We start from the raw sequence: 15,131 nt of genomic DNA, 5'->3' as shown, positions 1-15,131 counted from the left end.
AGCCGAGGGCCCGCGCAGAATTCGAGGAAATCCAAGTTGACACCCGTAGTGAGCCTCCGTGGGGCCTCCCTGGCGTTCGGTGAACGTTCCTTGTGGGAGGGCCTGGATCTGGAGATCAACCCGGGTGAATTCTTCGCCGTCCTCGGCCCCAACGGCAGCGGAAAAACCACCTTCCTCAAAGTCCTGCTCGGACTGCAGGAGCTCAGCTCCGGCTCGGCCACACTCGCGGGCCGGCCCGTGGCGCGCGGCAACCCCGGGATCGGCTACATACCGCAGCAGAAGTCGTTCGACCCCGATACCCCGCTGCGCGCCCGCGACCTCGTGGGGCTCGGCGTCGACGGCCACCGCTGGGGGCTCCGGCTGGGCGCGGCGAAAGCGAACCGCAGAATCGATGAGCTGCTCGGCCTGGTAGGAGCCTCCGATTACGCGAAGGTTCCCGTGGGCCAGCTCTCCGGCGGCGAGCAGCAGCGGCTGCGTGTCGCGCAGGCGCTGGCCGCGGATCCCAAGGTGTTGCTTTGCGATGAACCGCTGCTCTCCCTTGACCTGCATCACCAGCAGGAAGTCAGTGCGCTGATCAACAAGCAGTGCCGCGACCAGGACAGTGCCGTGGTGTTCGTGACGCACGAGATCAACCCGATCATGGACTACGTGGACCGGGTGCTGTACCTGGCAGGGGGGCGGTTCCGGGTGGGTCCGCCGGAGGAGGTCATGACCACCGAGGTCCTCTCCGATCTCTATGGCAGCCACGTCGAAGTGATCCACGCGAACGGGCGGCTGATCGTCGTCGGACTGCCCGATGCCGCGACCCACCACCACGAGGACGCCCACGCGGTGGCGGGGGAGGTGGGCTAGATGGACCTGGACAGCCTGCTGAATTCAATCTTCAACTTCGAAAACTACGGCGAACTGCTCGTCCTGGTCCAGAACTCACTTTGGGCTGGCGCGGTGCTCGGCCTGCTGGGCGGGCTGATGGGTACGTTCGTGATGAAGCGGGACCTGGCTTTTGCCGTCCACGGCATCTCCGAACTCTCGTTTGCCGGCGCGGCCTTTGCCCTCCTGATCGGCACGGACATTGTCCTGGGCTCCCTGGTCGGATCCGTTGTGGCGGCGCTGTTGCTGGGTCTGATGGGTGTCCGCGCCAGGGACAAGAACTCGATCATCGGCGTGATCATGCCTTTCGGGCTGGGACTGGGGATCCTGTTCCTCTCCCTGTATGAGGGGCGCGCCGCCAACAAGTTCGGCCTGCTAACCGGTCAGATCGTGTCCGTCGGCACCGTCCAGCTCCAGGTGCTGGCAGGCGCCGCCGTTGTCGTGATGCTTGCCCTTCTGGCCATCTGGCGCCCGCTGACCTTCGCCAGCGTGGACCCCGACGTCGCATCGGCCCGCGGGGTGCCCGTCCGGGCACTGGCCATCGGGTTTATGCTGCTGCTCGGTGTCAGCGTGGCCCTCTCCATCCAGATTGTCGGCGCCCTGCTGGTGCTGGCCCTGCTGATCACTCCCGCGGCGGCGGCCATGCGCGTCACGTCATCACCCCGCCTGGTGGTGATGCTTAGTGTGGTCTTCGCCATGACGGCTACGGTCGGCGGCATCCTGCTCGCCCTCGGCGGCCGGATCCCGATCAGCCCGTATGTGACCACATTGTCCTTCCTGATCTACGTGGTCTGCCGGATTATCGGCGGTGCCCGGACCAGGCGCGGACTGAACGGCCGGGTGCTGCGCACTTCCGCGGTGCCGGCGGCCTGAACCGCGGAGCGGTCCCGCCGGATTATTGCAGCGGTGCAAGTATGCATTGGCGCAATCATTGCAGTCGTGCAATTATTTAGGGCATGACTACTGCAGCTCCGTTGCCCCTGCGCGAGCGGAAAAAAGCCGAGACCTGGCTGGCCCTGCATGAGGCGGCCGCTTCGCTTGCGCTGCAGCACGGCGTCGACCAGACCACGGTAGAGGCCATCGCATCCAGTGCCGGCGTCTCCCCGCGGACTTTCTTCAACTATTTCGCCGTGAAGGAAGACGCCATCCTGGGGTTGCGTGAACCTGTCCTTGAAGCGGCGCAGCTGTCCCGAATCTCCATCACGGCGGATGACTTGGTGGGGCAGATCTCGCGCCTCCTGATGACCGTTGCCCTGACTGCGACCGGAGGCACCGACCGCGCACGGCGCCGCCAACTGATTGCCCGCTACCCCCATCTGGCCCGACGCCATATGGACTACATGGTCAAAGCCGAGAGCCTCGTCTCCCAGGGGGTCTCCGGCCTGATGGCCCAGGACCCCGGGTGGGCGGCCGGCGCCGAAGGCTTCGGCGCGGAGGAAGCCGCACGCATGCTGGTCATGATCGCCGGCGTCCCCATCCGCTTCAATCTCACCTCAGCTGATTTCGACCCCGTCGAGGGAATCTCCGCGGAGACCCTCGGGCCGTCAGTGACCCTTCTCCACCATTTACTAAGGAAAATTTCATGACCCAGCATGCTGTCCCCGCCGCGGGACCGGCAGAAGGACCGGCAAAAGGCAAGCAGCACATGGTGCTGCTCTTCGTGGGCCTGATGCTCTCGATGCTTCTGGCCGCCCTGAACCAGACCGTGCTCAGCACGGCACTGCCCACCATCGTGGGCGAACTTCACGGCGTCAGCGACATGCTCTGGGTGATCACGGCCTTCATTCTCGCCTCCACCATCACCATGCCCATCTACGGCAAACTCGGCGACCTGATGGGACGCAAAGCCCTGCTGATGGCGGCCATTATCCTGTTTATGATCGGTTCCGTCATCGGCGGCCTCGCCAACGACATGGGTGTGCTGATCACCGCCCGCGTCGTTCAGGGCCTCGGCGGCGGCGGTCTGATGATCCTGTCGCAGGCCGTCATCGCCGACGTCGTGCCGCCCCGCGAACGCGGCAAGTACATGGGCATGATGGGTGGCGTCTTCGCCATCGCCTCTGTCGCCGGTCCGCTGCTGGGCGGCTGGTTCACCGAGGGACCCGGCTGGCGCTGGGTGTTCTGGATCAACATCCCGCTGGGCCTGCTGGCGCTGGCCGGAGCCGTGTTCTTCCTGAAGCTGCCCAAGCACCGCGGGAAACCGCGCCTGGACCTCGGCGGCATGGTGCTGCTCGCGATCGCAACGACCTGCCTCGTGCTGTTCGCGACGTGGGGCGGCAGCAAGTATGAATGGAGCGATCCGATCATCCTCGGACTGATCGCCGGCACCGTTCTCAGCGGGGTTGCCTTCGTCCTGGTGGAACGCCGGACGGCCGAGCCGATCATTCCGTTGCACCTGTTCAAGGACCTCAACTTCAATCTGGCAACGGTGGCCGGCCTGCTGATCGGCGTGGCCATGTTCGGCGCCATCGGCTATCTGCCGACCTACCTCCAGATGGCCTTCAGCGTGAACGCCACCGAATCAGGTCTGCTGATGATCCCGATGATGGGCGCCCTGCTGGTGGCCTCGGTGGTCTCCGGCCAGCTGGTCAGCCGGACCGGTCGCTACAAGTGGATGCCTGTCGCCGGCGGCGTGCTGGTCGCCCTCGCCCTGGTGTTGCTGTCCACGCTCAAGCCGGGATCGCCCCTCTGGGAAATCTGCGCCTACCTGGCCGTGATGGGACTGGGACTGGGCCTGAGCATGCAGATCATGGTGCTGATCGTGCAGAACTCCTTCCCGCTGCGCGAGGTCGGCACCGCAACGGCGTCGAACAACTTCTTCCGCCAGATCGGGGCCACCCTCGGCTCCGCCATGGTGGGCAGCCTGTTCGCGAGCCGGCTGGCCGAGCTGCTCGCCGAGCGCCTGCCGGCCGCGGCAACAGGCGGCGGCACCCCCGGCGGAGCGAACTCGCTGACCCCGGCAGTGGTCAGCCAGCTTCCGGCGCCGGTCAAGGAGGCGATTATCTCCTCCTACAACGACGCGCTGACGCCGATCTTCATCTGGATGGTACCGCTGGCGGTGGTCGCCGCCGTGCTGATGTGCTTCGTCAGGCAAAAGCCGCTGGCCACCGCGATTGAGCATGATGTCCTGTCCGAATCCATTTCGGAGGGCAACATCCTGATCACCGCCGACGACGCCGAGGACGAGGCTCCCGTTCCCGCCTCCGGGTCCAGGAACTAGCCGGCAGCCCGGGCGGTACAGTCCGGGCAGAGCCCGAAAATCTCGACCGTGTGTTCCACCGCTGTGAAGCCGTGCTCGGTCGCCGTCCGGGCGGCCCAGGCCTCGACCGCGGGGGCCTCGACCTCGACGGCCTTGCCGCAGCTGCGGCACAGCAGATGGTGGTGATGGCCGGTGACGGCGCAGCGCCGGTAGACGGCCTCGCCGTCGGCGTTGCGGAGGACGTCCACCAGGCCCTCATCCGCGAGGGACTGCAGGATCCGGTAGGAGGTGGCGAGGGACACCGAGGTGCCTCGGTCCTGCAATATGCGGTGCAGCTCCTGGGTGCTAACGAAGTCCGGCAGCTCGTCCAGGACGGCGCTCACCGCGAGTCGCTGCTTCGTGACGCGCTGCTCTTTGACTGCGGCAGGGGCAGGCAGCGTTGTCCGGCTGCCGTCGGCGGTGGCGCCCTGGGACATCGTGGAACTCGCTTCGCTGGTGGTCTCGGTACGGGGTGGTGGCAAGGTCCCAGATTACCAGCCGGGTACGTGGACACCGCCGGGGAGGAACCCTAGGCTGGCCAGATGTTGCTGACGAAGTATACGCATGCCTGTGTCCGGTTGGAGAAGGACGGCAAGGTGCTGGTGTTCGACCCGGGAAACTTCTCCGAGACGGACCAGGCCCTCGCCGGCGCCGACGCCGTGCTGATCACCCACGAACATCCCGACCACATCGACGTCGACGCCGTCACCGCAGCCCTGCTGGCCGGCGGTTCGCTGCAGCTGTTCGCGCCGGCGGGGGTCGCGGCGCAGCTGCGGGAGAAGGCGCCCGACGCCGGGCCCCGGATCCATGCCGTGGCCCCCGGCGAGGACTTCGAGACGGCCGGATTCTCCGTCCGGAGCTTCGGGGGGCAGCACGCGCTGATCCATCCGCAGATTCCGGTGGTGGCCAATATCGGCTACTTCGTGGACTCCAACGTCTACCACCCCGGCGATTCCTTCATCGTGCCCGACGGCGTGGAGGTCCGGACGCTGCTGGTGCCGGTCCACGCACCCTGGAACAAGGTGGGGGAGGTGGTCGACTTCGTGATCGGAGTCCGCGCCCCGAAAGCCTTCCCGATCCACGATGCCCTGCTCAATGAGAACGGCCGCCGGCTGGTGGAAGGGCATGTGAGCCGGTTCGGCGCCAGGTACGGCACCGAATACCGGCACCTCTCGAGCGGGGACAGCGTCGAGATCTAGGAAAGAACCGGTACACCTGACCCGGACGCCTAGTGCGGCCAGGTGCCGCTGGCGAAGAACTCCCGGAGGGTCGCTTCATGCGGCTCGGGGTCCAGGCCCTGGGACCGCAGCCAGTCCGGGCTGTAATAGTTCCCGGCATAGCGGTCCCCGCCGTCGCACATCAGCGACACGACACTGCCGCGCTGGCCCTCGGCGATCATGGCCGCGATGAGCTGCCAGACCCCCCACAGGTTGGTGCCGGTGGAAGGGCCCGCGTGCAGGCCGGCGTGGTCGAGCAGATGACGCATCGCGGCCACCGAAGCCGCGTCCGGTACCGGGATCATGTGGTCGATGACGGCCGGGACAAAGCTGGGTTCCAGCCGCGCCCGGCCGATTCCCTCGATCCGCGAGGGCTGCCCCCCGGCGGCCGCTGCGGCGACGGGGTCCGGGGCGGCTGGGCCGCTGCCGGGGCCGCCGCCGGGTGCCCCGCGGCTTTCCAGCCAGCCGGGGTAGAACGCGGAGTTCTCCGGATCCACGACGGCCAGTTCGGTGTTGTGGCGGTGGTACCGGAGATACCGGCCGATGGTGGCGCTGGTGCCGCCGGTGCCGGCGCCCACCACGATCCAGCGGGGGATCGGGTGCTCCTCGAGGGCGAGCTGGCCAAAAATCGACTCGGCGATGTTGTTGTTGCCGCGCCAGTCCGTGGCCCGTTCGGCGTACGTGAACTGGTCCATGTAGTGGCCGTCGGTGCGCCGTGCGAGGTCCGCAGCGGCCCCGTAGACCTCCGAGGCATGGTCCACGAGCAGGCAGGAGCCGCCGAATTGCTCGATCAGCGCGATTTTCTCCCGGCTGGTGGTCCGGGCCATCACCGCAATGAACGGCAGCCCCAGCAGCTGGGCGAAGTAGGCCTCCGACACGGCCGTGCTGCCGCTGGAGGCTTCAACGATGGTGGTGCCTTCGCGGATCCAGCCGTTGACCAGCCCGAAGAGGAACAGTGACCGGGCCAGGCGGTGCTTCAGGCTGCCGGTCCGGTGCGTTGACTCGTCCTTGAGGTAGAGCTGGACGCCCCAGTGCTCCGGAAGCGGGACCGAATACAGGTGGGTGTCTGCGGACCGGTTGTTCTCGGCGTTGATGCGGCGAAGTGCCCCGTCGGCCCAGGCCCTGTCCTGCTGTTGTGCTCTGATCACCGCACCAGCGTACCCGCGCCGGCAGATTCCCATGGATAGAGTGGGCGGATGCAGACGCTCATGGATGTGGCCACCCTGAAGGACCGGCTGGACGGCGCCGACACAACCGGCCCGGGAACGGTGTTGCTCGATGTGCGCTGGGCGCTCGGCGACCCGCACGGCCGGGAGCAGTACCGCGCGGGGCACCTCCCGGGCGCCGTCTTCGTGGACCTCGCCAGTGAACTGGCCGGTCCGGCGGATCCAAGCCGCGGCCGGCACCCGCTCCCGCCGTTGGAGCAGTTCCAGGCGTCGGTCCGCTCCTGGGGCGTCCGCAGCGGTGACGTCCTGGTGGCTTATGACGACAGTGGCAACCTGGCCGCGGCACGGCTCTGGTGGATGCTGCGGAATGCCGGCTTTCCCGAGGTGTACCTGCTCGACGGCGGCCTGGCCGCGTGGCGTGGCGCGGGCTTCGACCTCGAAAGTGGCGAACGGCAGGCGGAACCGGGTGACGTCGTGCTGTCGGGCGGTGCCATGCCCGTGATCGACGCCGGGCAGGCGGCGTCCTGGGCCGGGCAGGGGCTGTTGCTGGACGCCCGGGCGGGGGAGCGGTATCGCGGGGAATTCGAGCCGGTGGACCCGCGTGCCGGCCACATCCCGGGAGCCGTGAGCGCCCCCACCACCGGCAACGTCGGTGCAGAAGGCAGGTTCCTGCCCCCGGCGGCCTTGCGGGATCGCTTCACGGGCCTCGGGGTTCGCGCCGACGTCCCGACCGCCGTTTACTGCGGCTCCGGCGTCACGGCGGCCCACGAAATTGCTGCCCTCGAAATCGCCGGATTCCCGGCGGCGCTCTATCCCGGGTCATTCTCCGAGTGGTCCAACAAGCCCTCGAACCCCGTGGCGACCGGGGACGCGCCGTACGCCGAAGGCGCCGCCGCGGACTAGGCGGAGGCCGGCGGCGGTTGTTTGTTCAGGCGGCCGCGTCCGGATGCCACCGCAAGGGCGCCCATGCAGCACCTCCGGGACGCGGGCGACAGCACCCCCCAGGCCTCCCACTACACCAACGAGGGGTCAGATCGCGCCCATAATCGGCCGCCGGATGGGCCGGAACTGACCCCGCGTTGCTCTTCGTTCGGCGGATGGTCAGGCTGCTCCCTCTTCTGATTGGATAAGACCCGTCACCCGGGGGTAGCGTCGAACCATGACTCCTGGACGCCCCGTACCGCCGCCCCTCGCCAAGCCGCTTCCCGATCTGACCACGGACAGCAGGGACGCCCCGGAAAACTCGACGCCGGACCCCCGCCTTTCCGCCGCCTACGGTGCGACAGCCAGCGACAGCGGCCTGGTTCCCCTGACGGTGGCCCGCCGCGCGCCGAAGGAAGACGACGTCGAGATCGCCATCGAATTCTGCGGGCTCTGCCACTCGGATGTCCACGCCACCCGCGGCGAATGGGGAAACCAGAACTACCCGCTCATCCCCGGCCACGAAATCGTGGGCCGGGTCAGCCGCGTCGGTTCCGCCGTCGACGATTTCACCCCCGGCGAGCGTGTCGGCGTCGGCTGCCTGGTCGATTCCTGCCGGGAATGCGAGAGCTGCCTGGACGGCCTGGAACAGTACTGCGAGAACGGCATGACCGGAACCTACGGCTCGAAGGACCGCCGGAACGAGGACACCACCACCCAGGGCGGCTACGCCAGTTCCATCGTCGTGGACCGCCGCTACGTCCTGCACGTCCCGGAAAGCCTCGACCCTGCCGCGGCCGCGCCGCTGCTGTGCGCCGGCGTCACCACCTACTCCCCGCTGCGCCACTTCGACGTCGAGGAGGGGGACGTTGTCGGCGTCGTGGGCCTGGGCGGGCTGGGCCACATGGCCGTGAAGCTCGCCAAGGCCATGGGTGCCGAAGTGAAGGTCTTCACGACCTCGGAATCCAAGATCGCCGCCGCCCGCGAACTGGGCGCCGATGACGTCATCCTGTCCCGCGACGAGGCCGCGATGGACGCCGCGAACCGCAGCATCGACGTCATCATCGACACCGTCGCCGCGCCCCACGACCTGAACCCGTATTTCCGCACCCTGCGCGTGGACGGGGCGCTCTTCCAGCTGGGTCTGCCCTCGGAGGACATGCCGCCGGTGAACCCGGGCGCGCTGATCCGGCGCCGGATCGCGTACGCCGGGTCCCTGATCGGCGGCATTGCCGAGACCCAGGAGATGCTGGACTTCTGCGCCGAGCACGGCGTCACCTCCGATGTCGAGGTGGTCCGCGCCGACCAGCTCAACGAGGCCTACGACCGCATGGTGGCCGGCGACGTGAAGTACCGTTTTGTCCTGGACACCAGTACCCTCGGAACACCCTCGGAAAGGGCAGACGCATGAGCACTCTCTTCACCAGGATCATCAACGGCGAGATCCCCGGCCGTTTCGTCTGGCGCGAGGACGACGTCGTGGCGTTCCTGACCGTGGGCCCGCTCGCCGACGGCCACACCCTCGTGGTGCCGACCGAGGAAGTGGACCGCTGGACCGATGCGTCGCCCGAGTTGCTGGGCCGGGTGATGCAGGTGGCCCAGAAGATCGGCGCCGTCCAGGTCGAGGTGTTCGACGCGGCACGCGCCGGACTCATCGTGGCCGGCTACGAAATCAACCACCTGCACGTCCACGTGTGGCCGTCCAACACCATGGCGGACTTCGACTTCGGTTCGGTGGACCAGCACCCCGATCCCGCGCGGCTGGATGCCAACGCCGAGAAACTCCGCGACGGGCTCCGGAACGCCGGGCACGCGGCGCACGTCCCGGGAGAATAGACGGCTGTCACCATCCGCTGGCACCGGCCCGGCTGTCCCCTTGGGACGTCAGGCCGGCGCCAGCGCCTTGTTAAGCCGCCAGCGCCTTGTTAAGCACAGCGCGGATCCGCTTCTCGGAGACCGAATAGGCGGTACCGAGTTCGACGGCGAACAGGCTCACCCGGAGTTCCTCGATCATCCAGCGGACCTGGGTTAACTCGGCTCCGGCCCGCCGGCCCGGGAGCAGTGCGGACGCGGCGTCGTCGTAATCGTCCTCCAGCGCCTGGATTGCCGTCATGCTCTGGGCATCCCGCTGGACGTTGGTGGGGAGTTTCTCCAGCCGCTTCTCGATCGCCGCGAGGTAGCGCGGCAGCTGGCTGAGCTGGCTGTAGCCCGTGCGTGCCACAAAACCGGGGAACACGAGCTGTTCCAGCTGGCTCCTGATGTCGTTGAGGGCGCTGATCAGGGCCAGGCTCGTGGTGCCCTTGAGCGCCTTCTCGATCCGCCGGGTGCTGGCCAGGATGCGCTCCACGACGGCGGTGACGGTGAAGACCGTGTCGATCAGTTCCGCGCGGACCTTCTCGTAGAGTGCGTTGAAGGACGCCTCGTCCCACGGCAGCTCGGCGGGGGTGAGTTTATCGATGGCGGCGAGGGCGCAGTCGGCAATAAGCGCCGTGACGGAACCGTGCGGGTTCTGGCTGAAGGTCAGCTTCTCGGTATTGTTCAGGTGCTCCAGGACGTAGCGGTCCGGCGGCGGCACCCTCAGGGCGAGCAGGCGGATGACGCCGCCGCGCATGGCCTGTTCCTGCTCGGAGCTTGTCTGGAAGAGCCTTAGGGCGACGGAACTGCCCTCATCCACGAGCGCAGGGTAGCCGGTGACAATATGCCCTTTCACTGTGCCCTGGACCTGGCGCGGCACCGTTCCGACGGGCCAGGAGGTCAGCCCCGCCTGCTCGGCGAAACCGGTCGAAGCGCCGGAAACGGCGGAAGCCGCGGTCCCGGCTGCCGTGCCTGCGGCCCGGCCTGCCGACTTGCCGGTCGCATTGCCGCTGGACCTCCCGTTGGACCGGCCGTTCGATGTCGGAGCCGTCGTCGCGGGCGTGGCGCCCAGCGACTCGGCGATCGCCCGGCGCGTGGCCGGCGCCAGCCGTTCCTGCAGCACGCCGAGGTCCTTGCCCTCGTCCAGGACCTTCCCCTGGGAATCCACGACGCGGAAGCTCACCCGCAGGTGCGGCGGCACCGCTTCCCAGTGCCAGGAATTCGGCGGGATGACCTGGCCGCGGATCCGCCGCAGGACCAGTTCCAGTGCGGCCTCCAGATCGTCGGTTGCCGGATCGAAGTCCGCCTCGAGGGCCGCGACGGCCTGCCGGGACACGTCCGGAGCCGGCACGAAGTTCTTGCGCACCTGCTTGGGCAGCGACTTGATCAGGGCCGTGACCAGCTCCACGCGCTGGCCCGGAATCAGCCAGCGGAACGCAGCGTCGTCGAGCTGGTTCAGGAACAGCACGGGCACCTCGGCGGTGACGCCGTCCGACGGGTTGGGCGGCGACCCCGGCGCGACGGGGTGGAACTCGTAGCTCAGCGGCAGGTCAAAACCCTTGTGCAGCAGGGTCTTCGGGTAGGCCGAGTCATCCAGGGCGTCGGCGTCCTCGCTGATCAGCAGCGCCTGGTCGAAATCGAGCAGCGCGGGATCGTGCTGCCGGGCGTCCTTCCACCACTTGTCGAAGTGGCGTTCGGACACGACCTCCTTGCCGATCCGGGCGTCGTAGAACTCGAAGAGCGTCTCGTCGTCCACCAGGATGTCCCGGCGCCGCATCCGCGCCTCAAGCTCCTCGACCTCAAGGAGCAGGGCCCGGTTGCGGTGGAAGAACTTGTGGTGGGTCTGCCAGTCGCCCTCGACCAGGGCATGCCGGATGAACAGTTCCCTGCAGAGCTCCGGATCCACCTTGCCGTAGTTGATCCGGCGGCTCGGAATGATGGGCACGCCGTACAGCGTGACCTTCTCGTGGGCCATCACCGCGCCCATCTTCTTGGACCAGTGCGGTTCGCTGTAGCTGCGTTTGACCAGATCCGGCGCCACTTGCTCGACCCAGAGCGGATCGAATTTAGCGGCCACCCGGGCCCACAGCCGGCTTGTCTCCACGAGTTCAGCGGCCATCACGAAGGTGGGGGACTTCTTGAACAGCGCCGAGCCCGGGAAGATCGCAAAGCGGCTGCCGCGGGCGCCGGCGTACTCGCGCTTGCGCTCGTCGAGGATGCCCACATGGCTCAGCAGCCCTGAGAGCAGGCTGATGTGGATGCCCTCATGGTTGCCCACCGGATCTGCCAGGCGGTTGTTGTTCAGGCTGATCCCCAGCGGACGGGCGAGCTGGCGCAGCTGGGCGAAAAGGTCCTGCCACTCGCGCACGCGCAGATAGTTGATGAACTCGGCACGGCAGAGCCGGCGGAACGCCGTGGAGGAGAGCTCCTGCTGCTTCTCCTGCAGGTAGTTCCAGAGGTTCAGGAATCCGGTGAAGTCCGAGTTCTCGTCCCGGAAACGCGCATGCTTCTCCGCGGCGAGCTGCTGCTTGCCTGAGCCGTCCCCTTGGGGACGCTCGCGCGGATCCTGGATGGTGAGCGCCGCGGCGAGGATCATGACCTCGCGGACGCAGCCGCGCTTGCCGGACTCAACGATCATCCGGCCGAGCCTCGGGTCCACTGGCAGCTGGGCAAGCTGCTGCCCGACGGCGGTCAGCCCGGCGCCGCTTCTCCCGGCCGCCGGCCGGCGGCCGGGGCGGCCGTCGCCGTCGCCGGTCTCCTCCTGGGGACGCGCGGCGCTCAAGGCGCCCAGTTCGCGCAGGAGGGTGACGCCGTCATTGATGGCCCGGGAGTCGGGCGGCTCCACAAACGGGAAGTTCTCGACATCCTTCGGTCCGCGGGCGACGCCCATCGCGGTCATCTGGAGGATGACGGCGGCGAGGTTGGTGCGCAGGATTTCGGGGTCGGTGAACGGCGGCCGGGACTCGAAGTCCTCCTCCGAGTACAGCCGGATCGCGATGCCGTCGGAGACACGGCCGCAACGGCCCGAGCGCTGGTTGGCGGAGGCCTGGGAGACCCGTTCGATCGGAAGGCGCTGGACCTTGGTGCGGTGCGAATACCGGGAGATGCGCGCGGTGCCGGTGTCAATGACGTACTTGATGCCGGGGACCGTCAGGGAGGTCTCCGCGACATTGGTGGCGAGCACGATCCTGCGCTTGCTGCCCGGGTGGAAGACTTTGTGCTGTTCCTCCAGGCTCAGCCGGGCGAAGAGGGGGAGCACCTCGGTGCCGGCCAGCTTCCGGTTGGACTGGATCCTGCCGTTGAGGGCCTCCGCGGCGTCACGGATTTCGCGTTCGCCGGAGAAGAAGACCAGGATGTCGCCGGGAGCCTCCTGAGCGAGTTCGTCGACGGCGTCGCAGACGGCATCCAGCGGATCGCGGTCCTCTTCCAGCTCGTCATCGGAGGCCGCAGCTGCAGCGTCGTCGGCGCTGTCACCGGCGGCCCCGCCGGCCGGCTGGGACAGCGGCCGGTAGCGGATCTCGACCGGATAGGTGCGCCCTGAGACCTCAATGATCGGCGAAGGCTCTTCCTCGGTGCCGAAGTGCTTGGCGAACCGCTGCGGATCGATGGTGGCCGAGGTGATGATGATCTTCAGGTCCGGCCGCTGCGGCAGGATCCGTTTGAGGTATCCGAGGATGAAGTCGATGTTGAGGCTGCGCTCGTGTGCCTCGTCGATGATGATTGCGTTGTACTTGCGCAGCAGCTTGTCGCGCTGGATCTCGGCCAGCAGGATGCCGTCGGTCATGAGCTTGACCTTGGTCTCGCGGCTGACCTGCCCGGTGAAGCGGACCTGGAAGCCAACCTCCTGGCCGATCTCGACGCCGAGTTCCTCCGCGATGCGCTCGGCCACCGTGCGGGCGGCCAGCCGGCGCGGCTGGGTGTGTCCGATCAGCCCGTTCTCGCCGAGGCCCAGCTCCAGGCACATCTTGGGAATCTGGGTCGTCTTACCGGAACCGGTCTCGCCGGCGATGATGGTCACCTGGTTGGCCGCAATGGCGGCCATCAGGTCCTCGCGGCGCTCGGAGACCGGCAGCTCGGCGGGGTAGGAGATATGCAGTGTCATGGCTGCACTCAGTCTACTGGGAACCGTCCGCTCGGCGGTTCCGGGACAAAGCAGTGCCCGGTCCCTGTCGGGGCCGGGCAGCGGGTGGTGGTGCGGCGGGATCCTGTCTCCGCCGGGACTCAGAAGATCCGGAAGGTGTAGTTGGTGCTGGGCAGGTCCAGGGCGGACCAGTAGTCTTCCGACCGGACGGGCGGGTTGTGGCCAAGCCCGTCCTTGCGGAGGGCGGCGATGGTGGCGGCGAGGCCGACGACGATGAGGACAATGAGGGCGATTCCGAGGAGTTCCATACCTCCATGGTTCTCCGGTGGCGGCACCAAAAAAAGTGGCAGAAATGCCCAAAAAGGACAAATTTCTGCCACTTTGTCTGTCAGAATAGAGTCATGATCAAATCAGTGGCGATGATCGTGGTGCCCAACTTTTCGATCTTCGAGTTCGGGACCGCGTTTGAGGTCTTTGGGGTGGACCGGTCGGACCGGGGTACCGGAGTGCCGGCCTTCGATTTCCGCGTCTGCACCCCGGTTCCGGGCGACGTTCCGATGACGTCCGGGCTGTCCCTGCACGTGGGGCTCGGACTCGACGCAGCAGCGGACGCGGACCTCGTTATCATGATTCCGTACGGCCGGGACGAGGACGTGCCCGAATCCGTCCTTGCGGCACTGCGGGCCGCGCATGCCCGCGGTGCCTGGGTTATGTCCATCTGTTCCGGAGCCTTCGCCCTGGCCCGGGCCGGGCTGCTCGACGGCCGCCGCTGCACGACACACTGGCACTTCTCCCGGGAGCTCGCCGGCCGGTATCCCGCGGCCCGCGTGGATGAAAACGTCCTCTACGTCGAGGACAGCCGGATCATCACGAGCGCGGGAACGGCCGCCGGCGTCGACGCCTGCCTCCACCTGGTCCGGGTGGAATTCGGCGCCGCCGTGGCGGCTGCCATCGCCCGTGACATGGTGGTTCCGCCGCACCGGGACGGCGGCCAGGCCCAGTTCATCGACCGGCCGATCCCGCCCTGCGGCTCCGAACCCATGGAGGAACTGCTGCAGTGGATGGTGCTGCATCTGGCGGAGGACCATCCCGTCAATGAGCTCGCCGCGCGCGTCCACATGTCGCCCCGGACGTTTGCCCGGCGCTTCCGCTCCGAGACGGGTGCGACCCCCGCGGCCTGGCTCAACTCCCAGCGGGTGCTGCGGGCCCAGGAACTGCTCGAGACCACGGACCTGAACATCGACGAAATCGCCCGCGAGTCCGGGTTCGGCCACTCGGTGCTGTTGCGGCACCACTTCGCCAAGGTCCTGGATACCAGCCCGCAGTCCTACCGCCGGACCTTCCGGGGACACCTGGCCGCCGCGGTGTAGATGGCGGCCATTCAGGGTAAGCCAGTAGCGCGGAGACCAGTCGCGCTGAAGTCAGCGGAGCGGCAGCCCGTCCGACGGCGGCGGGGGCTCGGCCGCCGCTTTGGCCGTCTCGACAAGATCCCGCCAGGGTCCGGTGACGGCCTGTTCAGGCAGGGTGACGCGGTGCTGTCCGGCCCGGATGCTGTACAGGAACCGGTCCGGCTGGCCGGCGGCACTCCGGCCGGACTCGGGGACGGTGTCCCAGGGGCAGGCCTCAATGAGGGGCTGCCACACCTCCGTGTCCTCCGGCGGCGTGGGCTGCACGGTCCACGTCCGCTTCATGCCGGCAATGCCGCCGCTGCGCTGGACAGTGATTTTCATCGGTCTCGCATCGTCAGGAGACGGTAAGGATCATGGGTCTCGGATCGCCATGAG

Annotated in this window: 14 protein-coding genes; 9 read left to right on the top strand and 5 right to left on the bottom strand. The window is 67.7% G+C overall.

What is annotated here, in order from left to right; genetic code table 11:
- The first annotated feature begins 36 nt into the window (after positions 1-36).
- The 4 genes from ASPU41_RS19180 (at position 37) to ASPU41_RS19165 (ending at position 4,090) form a co-directional block, all read left to right on the top strand.
- The gene (locus tag ASPU41_RS19180) at positions 37-852 is read left to right on the top strand and encodes a metal ABC transporter ATP-binding protein (protein WP_197515714.1); all 816 of its coding nucleotides are present in this window, start codon (positions 37-39) and stop codon (positions 850-852) included.
- Positions 853-1,743 carry a metal ABC transporter permease gene (locus ASPU41_RS19175; protein WP_069952262.1) on the top strand — a complete coding sequence of 297 codons (891 nt, stop codon included), beginning with the start codon at positions 853-855 and terminating at the stop codon, positions 1,741-1,743.
- A gap of 83 nt (positions 1,744-1,826) precedes the next feature.
- Positions 1,827-2,456 (top strand): TetR/AcrR family transcriptional regulator, encoded by a 630-nt coding sequence (locus tag ASPU41_RS19170; RefSeq protein ID WP_083266626.1) that lies wholly within the window; start codon positions 1,827-1,829, stop codon positions 2,454-2,456.
- Entirely contained in the window at positions 2,453-4,090 is a 1,638-nt protein-coding gene (locus ASPU41_RS19165) for an MDR family MFS transporter (RefSeq protein ID WP_069952260.1), read from the top strand. The genes ASPU41_RS19170 and ASPU41_RS19165 overlap by 4 nt, the downstream gene beginning before the upstream one ends.
- Here the strand turns inward: ASPU41_RS19165 and ASPU41_RS19160 are convergent.
- A complete protein-coding gene (locus tag ASPU41_RS19160; RefSeq protein ID WP_069952259.1) occupies positions 4,087-4,545 on the bottom strand; it encodes a Fur family transcriptional regulator in 459 nt (152 codons plus the stop codon). The two genes, ASPU41_RS19165 and ASPU41_RS19160, sit on opposite strands and share 4 nt — an antisense overlap.
- Positions 4,546-4,650: 105 nt before the next feature.
- On the opposite strand from ASPU41_RS19160, the gene ASPU41_RS19155 reads away from it, so the two are divergent.
- A complete protein-coding gene (locus ASPU41_RS19155; protein ID WP_069952258.1) occupies positions 4,651-5,307 on the top strand; it encodes an MBL fold metallo-hydrolase in 657 nt (218 codons plus the stop codon).
- Positions 5,308-5,336: 29 nt separating this feature from the next.
- Here the strand turns inward: ASPU41_RS19155 and ASPU41_RS19150 are convergent, their stop codons facing one another.
- A complete protein-coding gene (locus tag ASPU41_RS19150) occupies positions 5,337-6,473 on the bottom strand; it encodes a PLP-dependent cysteine synthase family protein (protein ID WP_269450062.1) in 1,137 nt (378 codons plus the stop codon).
- Between the two features lie 48 nt (positions 6,474-6,521).
- On the opposite strand from ASPU41_RS19150, the gene ASPU41_RS19145 reads away from it, so the two are divergent.
- The 3 genes from ASPU41_RS19145 (at position 6,522) to ASPU41_RS19135 (ending at position 9,248) form a co-directional block, all read left to right on the top strand.
- Positions 6,522-7,394: a sulfurtransferase gene (locus tag ASPU41_RS19145; protein ID WP_069952256.1), complete on the top strand. Its 873-nt coding sequence runs from the start codon at positions 6,522-6,524 to the stop codon at positions 7,392-7,394.
- Positions 7,395-7,650: 256 nt separating this feature from the next.
- Entirely contained in the window at positions 7,651-8,823 is a 1,173-nt protein-coding gene (locus tag ASPU41_RS19140) for an NAD(P)-dependent alcohol dehydrogenase (RefSeq protein WP_069952255.1), read from the top strand.
- Complete coding sequence (locus ASPU41_RS19135) at positions 8,820-9,248, top strand: HIT family protein (protein WP_069952254.1); 429 nt, start codon at positions 8,820-8,822, stop codon at positions 9,246-9,248. The genes ASPU41_RS19140 and ASPU41_RS19135 overlap by 4 nt, the downstream gene beginning before the upstream one ends.
- Positions 9,249-9,318: 70 nt before the next feature.
- Here the strand turns inward: ASPU41_RS19135 and hrpA are convergent, their stop codons facing one another.
- Together hrpA and ASPU41_RS23120 are read right to left on the bottom strand one after the other, a co-directional pair.
- A complete protein-coding gene (hrpA, locus tag ASPU41_RS19130) occupies positions 9,319-13,368 on the bottom strand; it encodes an ATP-dependent RNA helicase HrpA (protein ID WP_069952253.1) in 4,050 nt (1,349 codons plus the stop codon).
- Between the two features lie 119 nt (positions 13,369-13,487).
- A complete protein-coding gene (locus tag ASPU41_RS23120; RefSeq protein ID WP_197515713.1) occupies positions 13,488-13,655 on the bottom strand; it encodes a hypothetical protein in 168 nt (55 codons plus the stop codon).
- Between the two features lie 93 nt (positions 13,656-13,748).
- Between ASPU41_RS23120 and ASPU41_RS19125 the strand changes: the two genes are divergently transcribed.
- Complete coding sequence (locus ASPU41_RS19125; protein ID WP_069952252.1) at positions 13,749-14,717, top strand: GlxA family transcriptional regulator; 969 nt, start codon at positions 13,749-13,751, stop codon at positions 14,715-14,717.
- A 51-nt stretch (positions 14,718-14,768) separates the two neighbouring features.
- Here the strand turns inward: ASPU41_RS19125 and ASPU41_RS19120 are convergent, their stop codons facing one another.
- Positions 14,769-15,077 carry a protealysin inhibitor emfourin gene (locus ASPU41_RS19120; protein ID WP_069952251.1) on the bottom strand — a complete coding sequence of 103 codons (309 nt, stop codon included), beginning with the start codon at positions 15,075-15,077 and terminating at the stop codon, positions 14,769-14,771.
- Positions 15,078-15,131 lie beyond the last annotated feature (54 nt).

Origin of the sequence: Arthrobacter sp. U41, assembly GCF_001750145.1 — a bacterium.
GTDB lineage: Bacteria > Actinomycetota > Actinomycetes > Actinomycetales > Micrococcaceae > Arthrobacter.
This window is presented reverse-complemented; position numbering and strand designations above follow the sequence as displayed.

Coding starts and splice junctions, on each gene's coding strand:
- ASPU41_RS19120 (WP_069952251.1), bottom strand. CDS start 15,077: ATGAAAATCACTGTCCAGCGCAGCGGCGGCATTGCCGGCATGAAGCGG.
- ASPU41_RS19125 (WP_069952252.1), top strand. CDS start 13,749: ATGATCAAATCAGTGGCGATGATCGTGGTGCCCAACTTTTCGATCTTC.
- ASPU41_RS19175 (WP_069952262.1), top strand. CDS start 853: ATGGACCTGGACAGCCTGCTGAATTCAATCTTCAACTTCGAAAACTAC.
- ASPU41_RS19155 (WP_069952258.1), top strand. CDS start 4,651: ATGTTGCTGACGAAGTATACGCATGCCTGTGTCCGGTTGGAGAAGGAC.
- ASPU41_RS19140 (WP_069952255.1), top strand. CDS start 7,651: ATGACTCCTGGACGCCCCGTACCGCCGCCCCTCGCCAAGCCGCTTCCC.
- ASPU41_RS23120 (WP_197515713.1), bottom strand. CDS start 13,655: ATGGAACTCCTCGGAATCGCCCTCATTGTCCTCATCGTCGTCGGCCTC.
- hrpA (WP_069952253.1), bottom strand. CDS start 13,368: ATGACACTGCATATCTCCTACCCCGCCGAGCTGCCGGTCTCCGAGCGC.
- ASPU41_RS19145 (WP_069952256.1), top strand. CDS start 6,522: ATGCAGACGCTCATGGATGTGGCCACCCTGAAGGACCGGCTGGACGGC.
- ASPU41_RS19170 (WP_083266626.1), top strand. CDS start 1,827: ATGACTACTGCAGCTCCGTTGCCCCTGCGCGAGCGGAAAAAAGCCGAG.
- ASPU41_RS19165 (WP_069952260.1), top strand. CDS start 2,453: ATGACCCAGCATGCTGTCCCCGCCGCGGGACCGGCAGAAGGACCGGCA.
- ASPU41_RS19160 (WP_069952259.1), bottom strand. CDS start 4,545: ATGTCCCAGGGCGCCACCGCCGACGGCAGCCGGACAACGCTGCCTGCC.
- ASPU41_RS19135 (WP_069952254.1), top strand. CDS start 8,820: ATGAGCACTCTCTTCACCAGGATCATCAACGGCGAGATCCCCGGCCGT.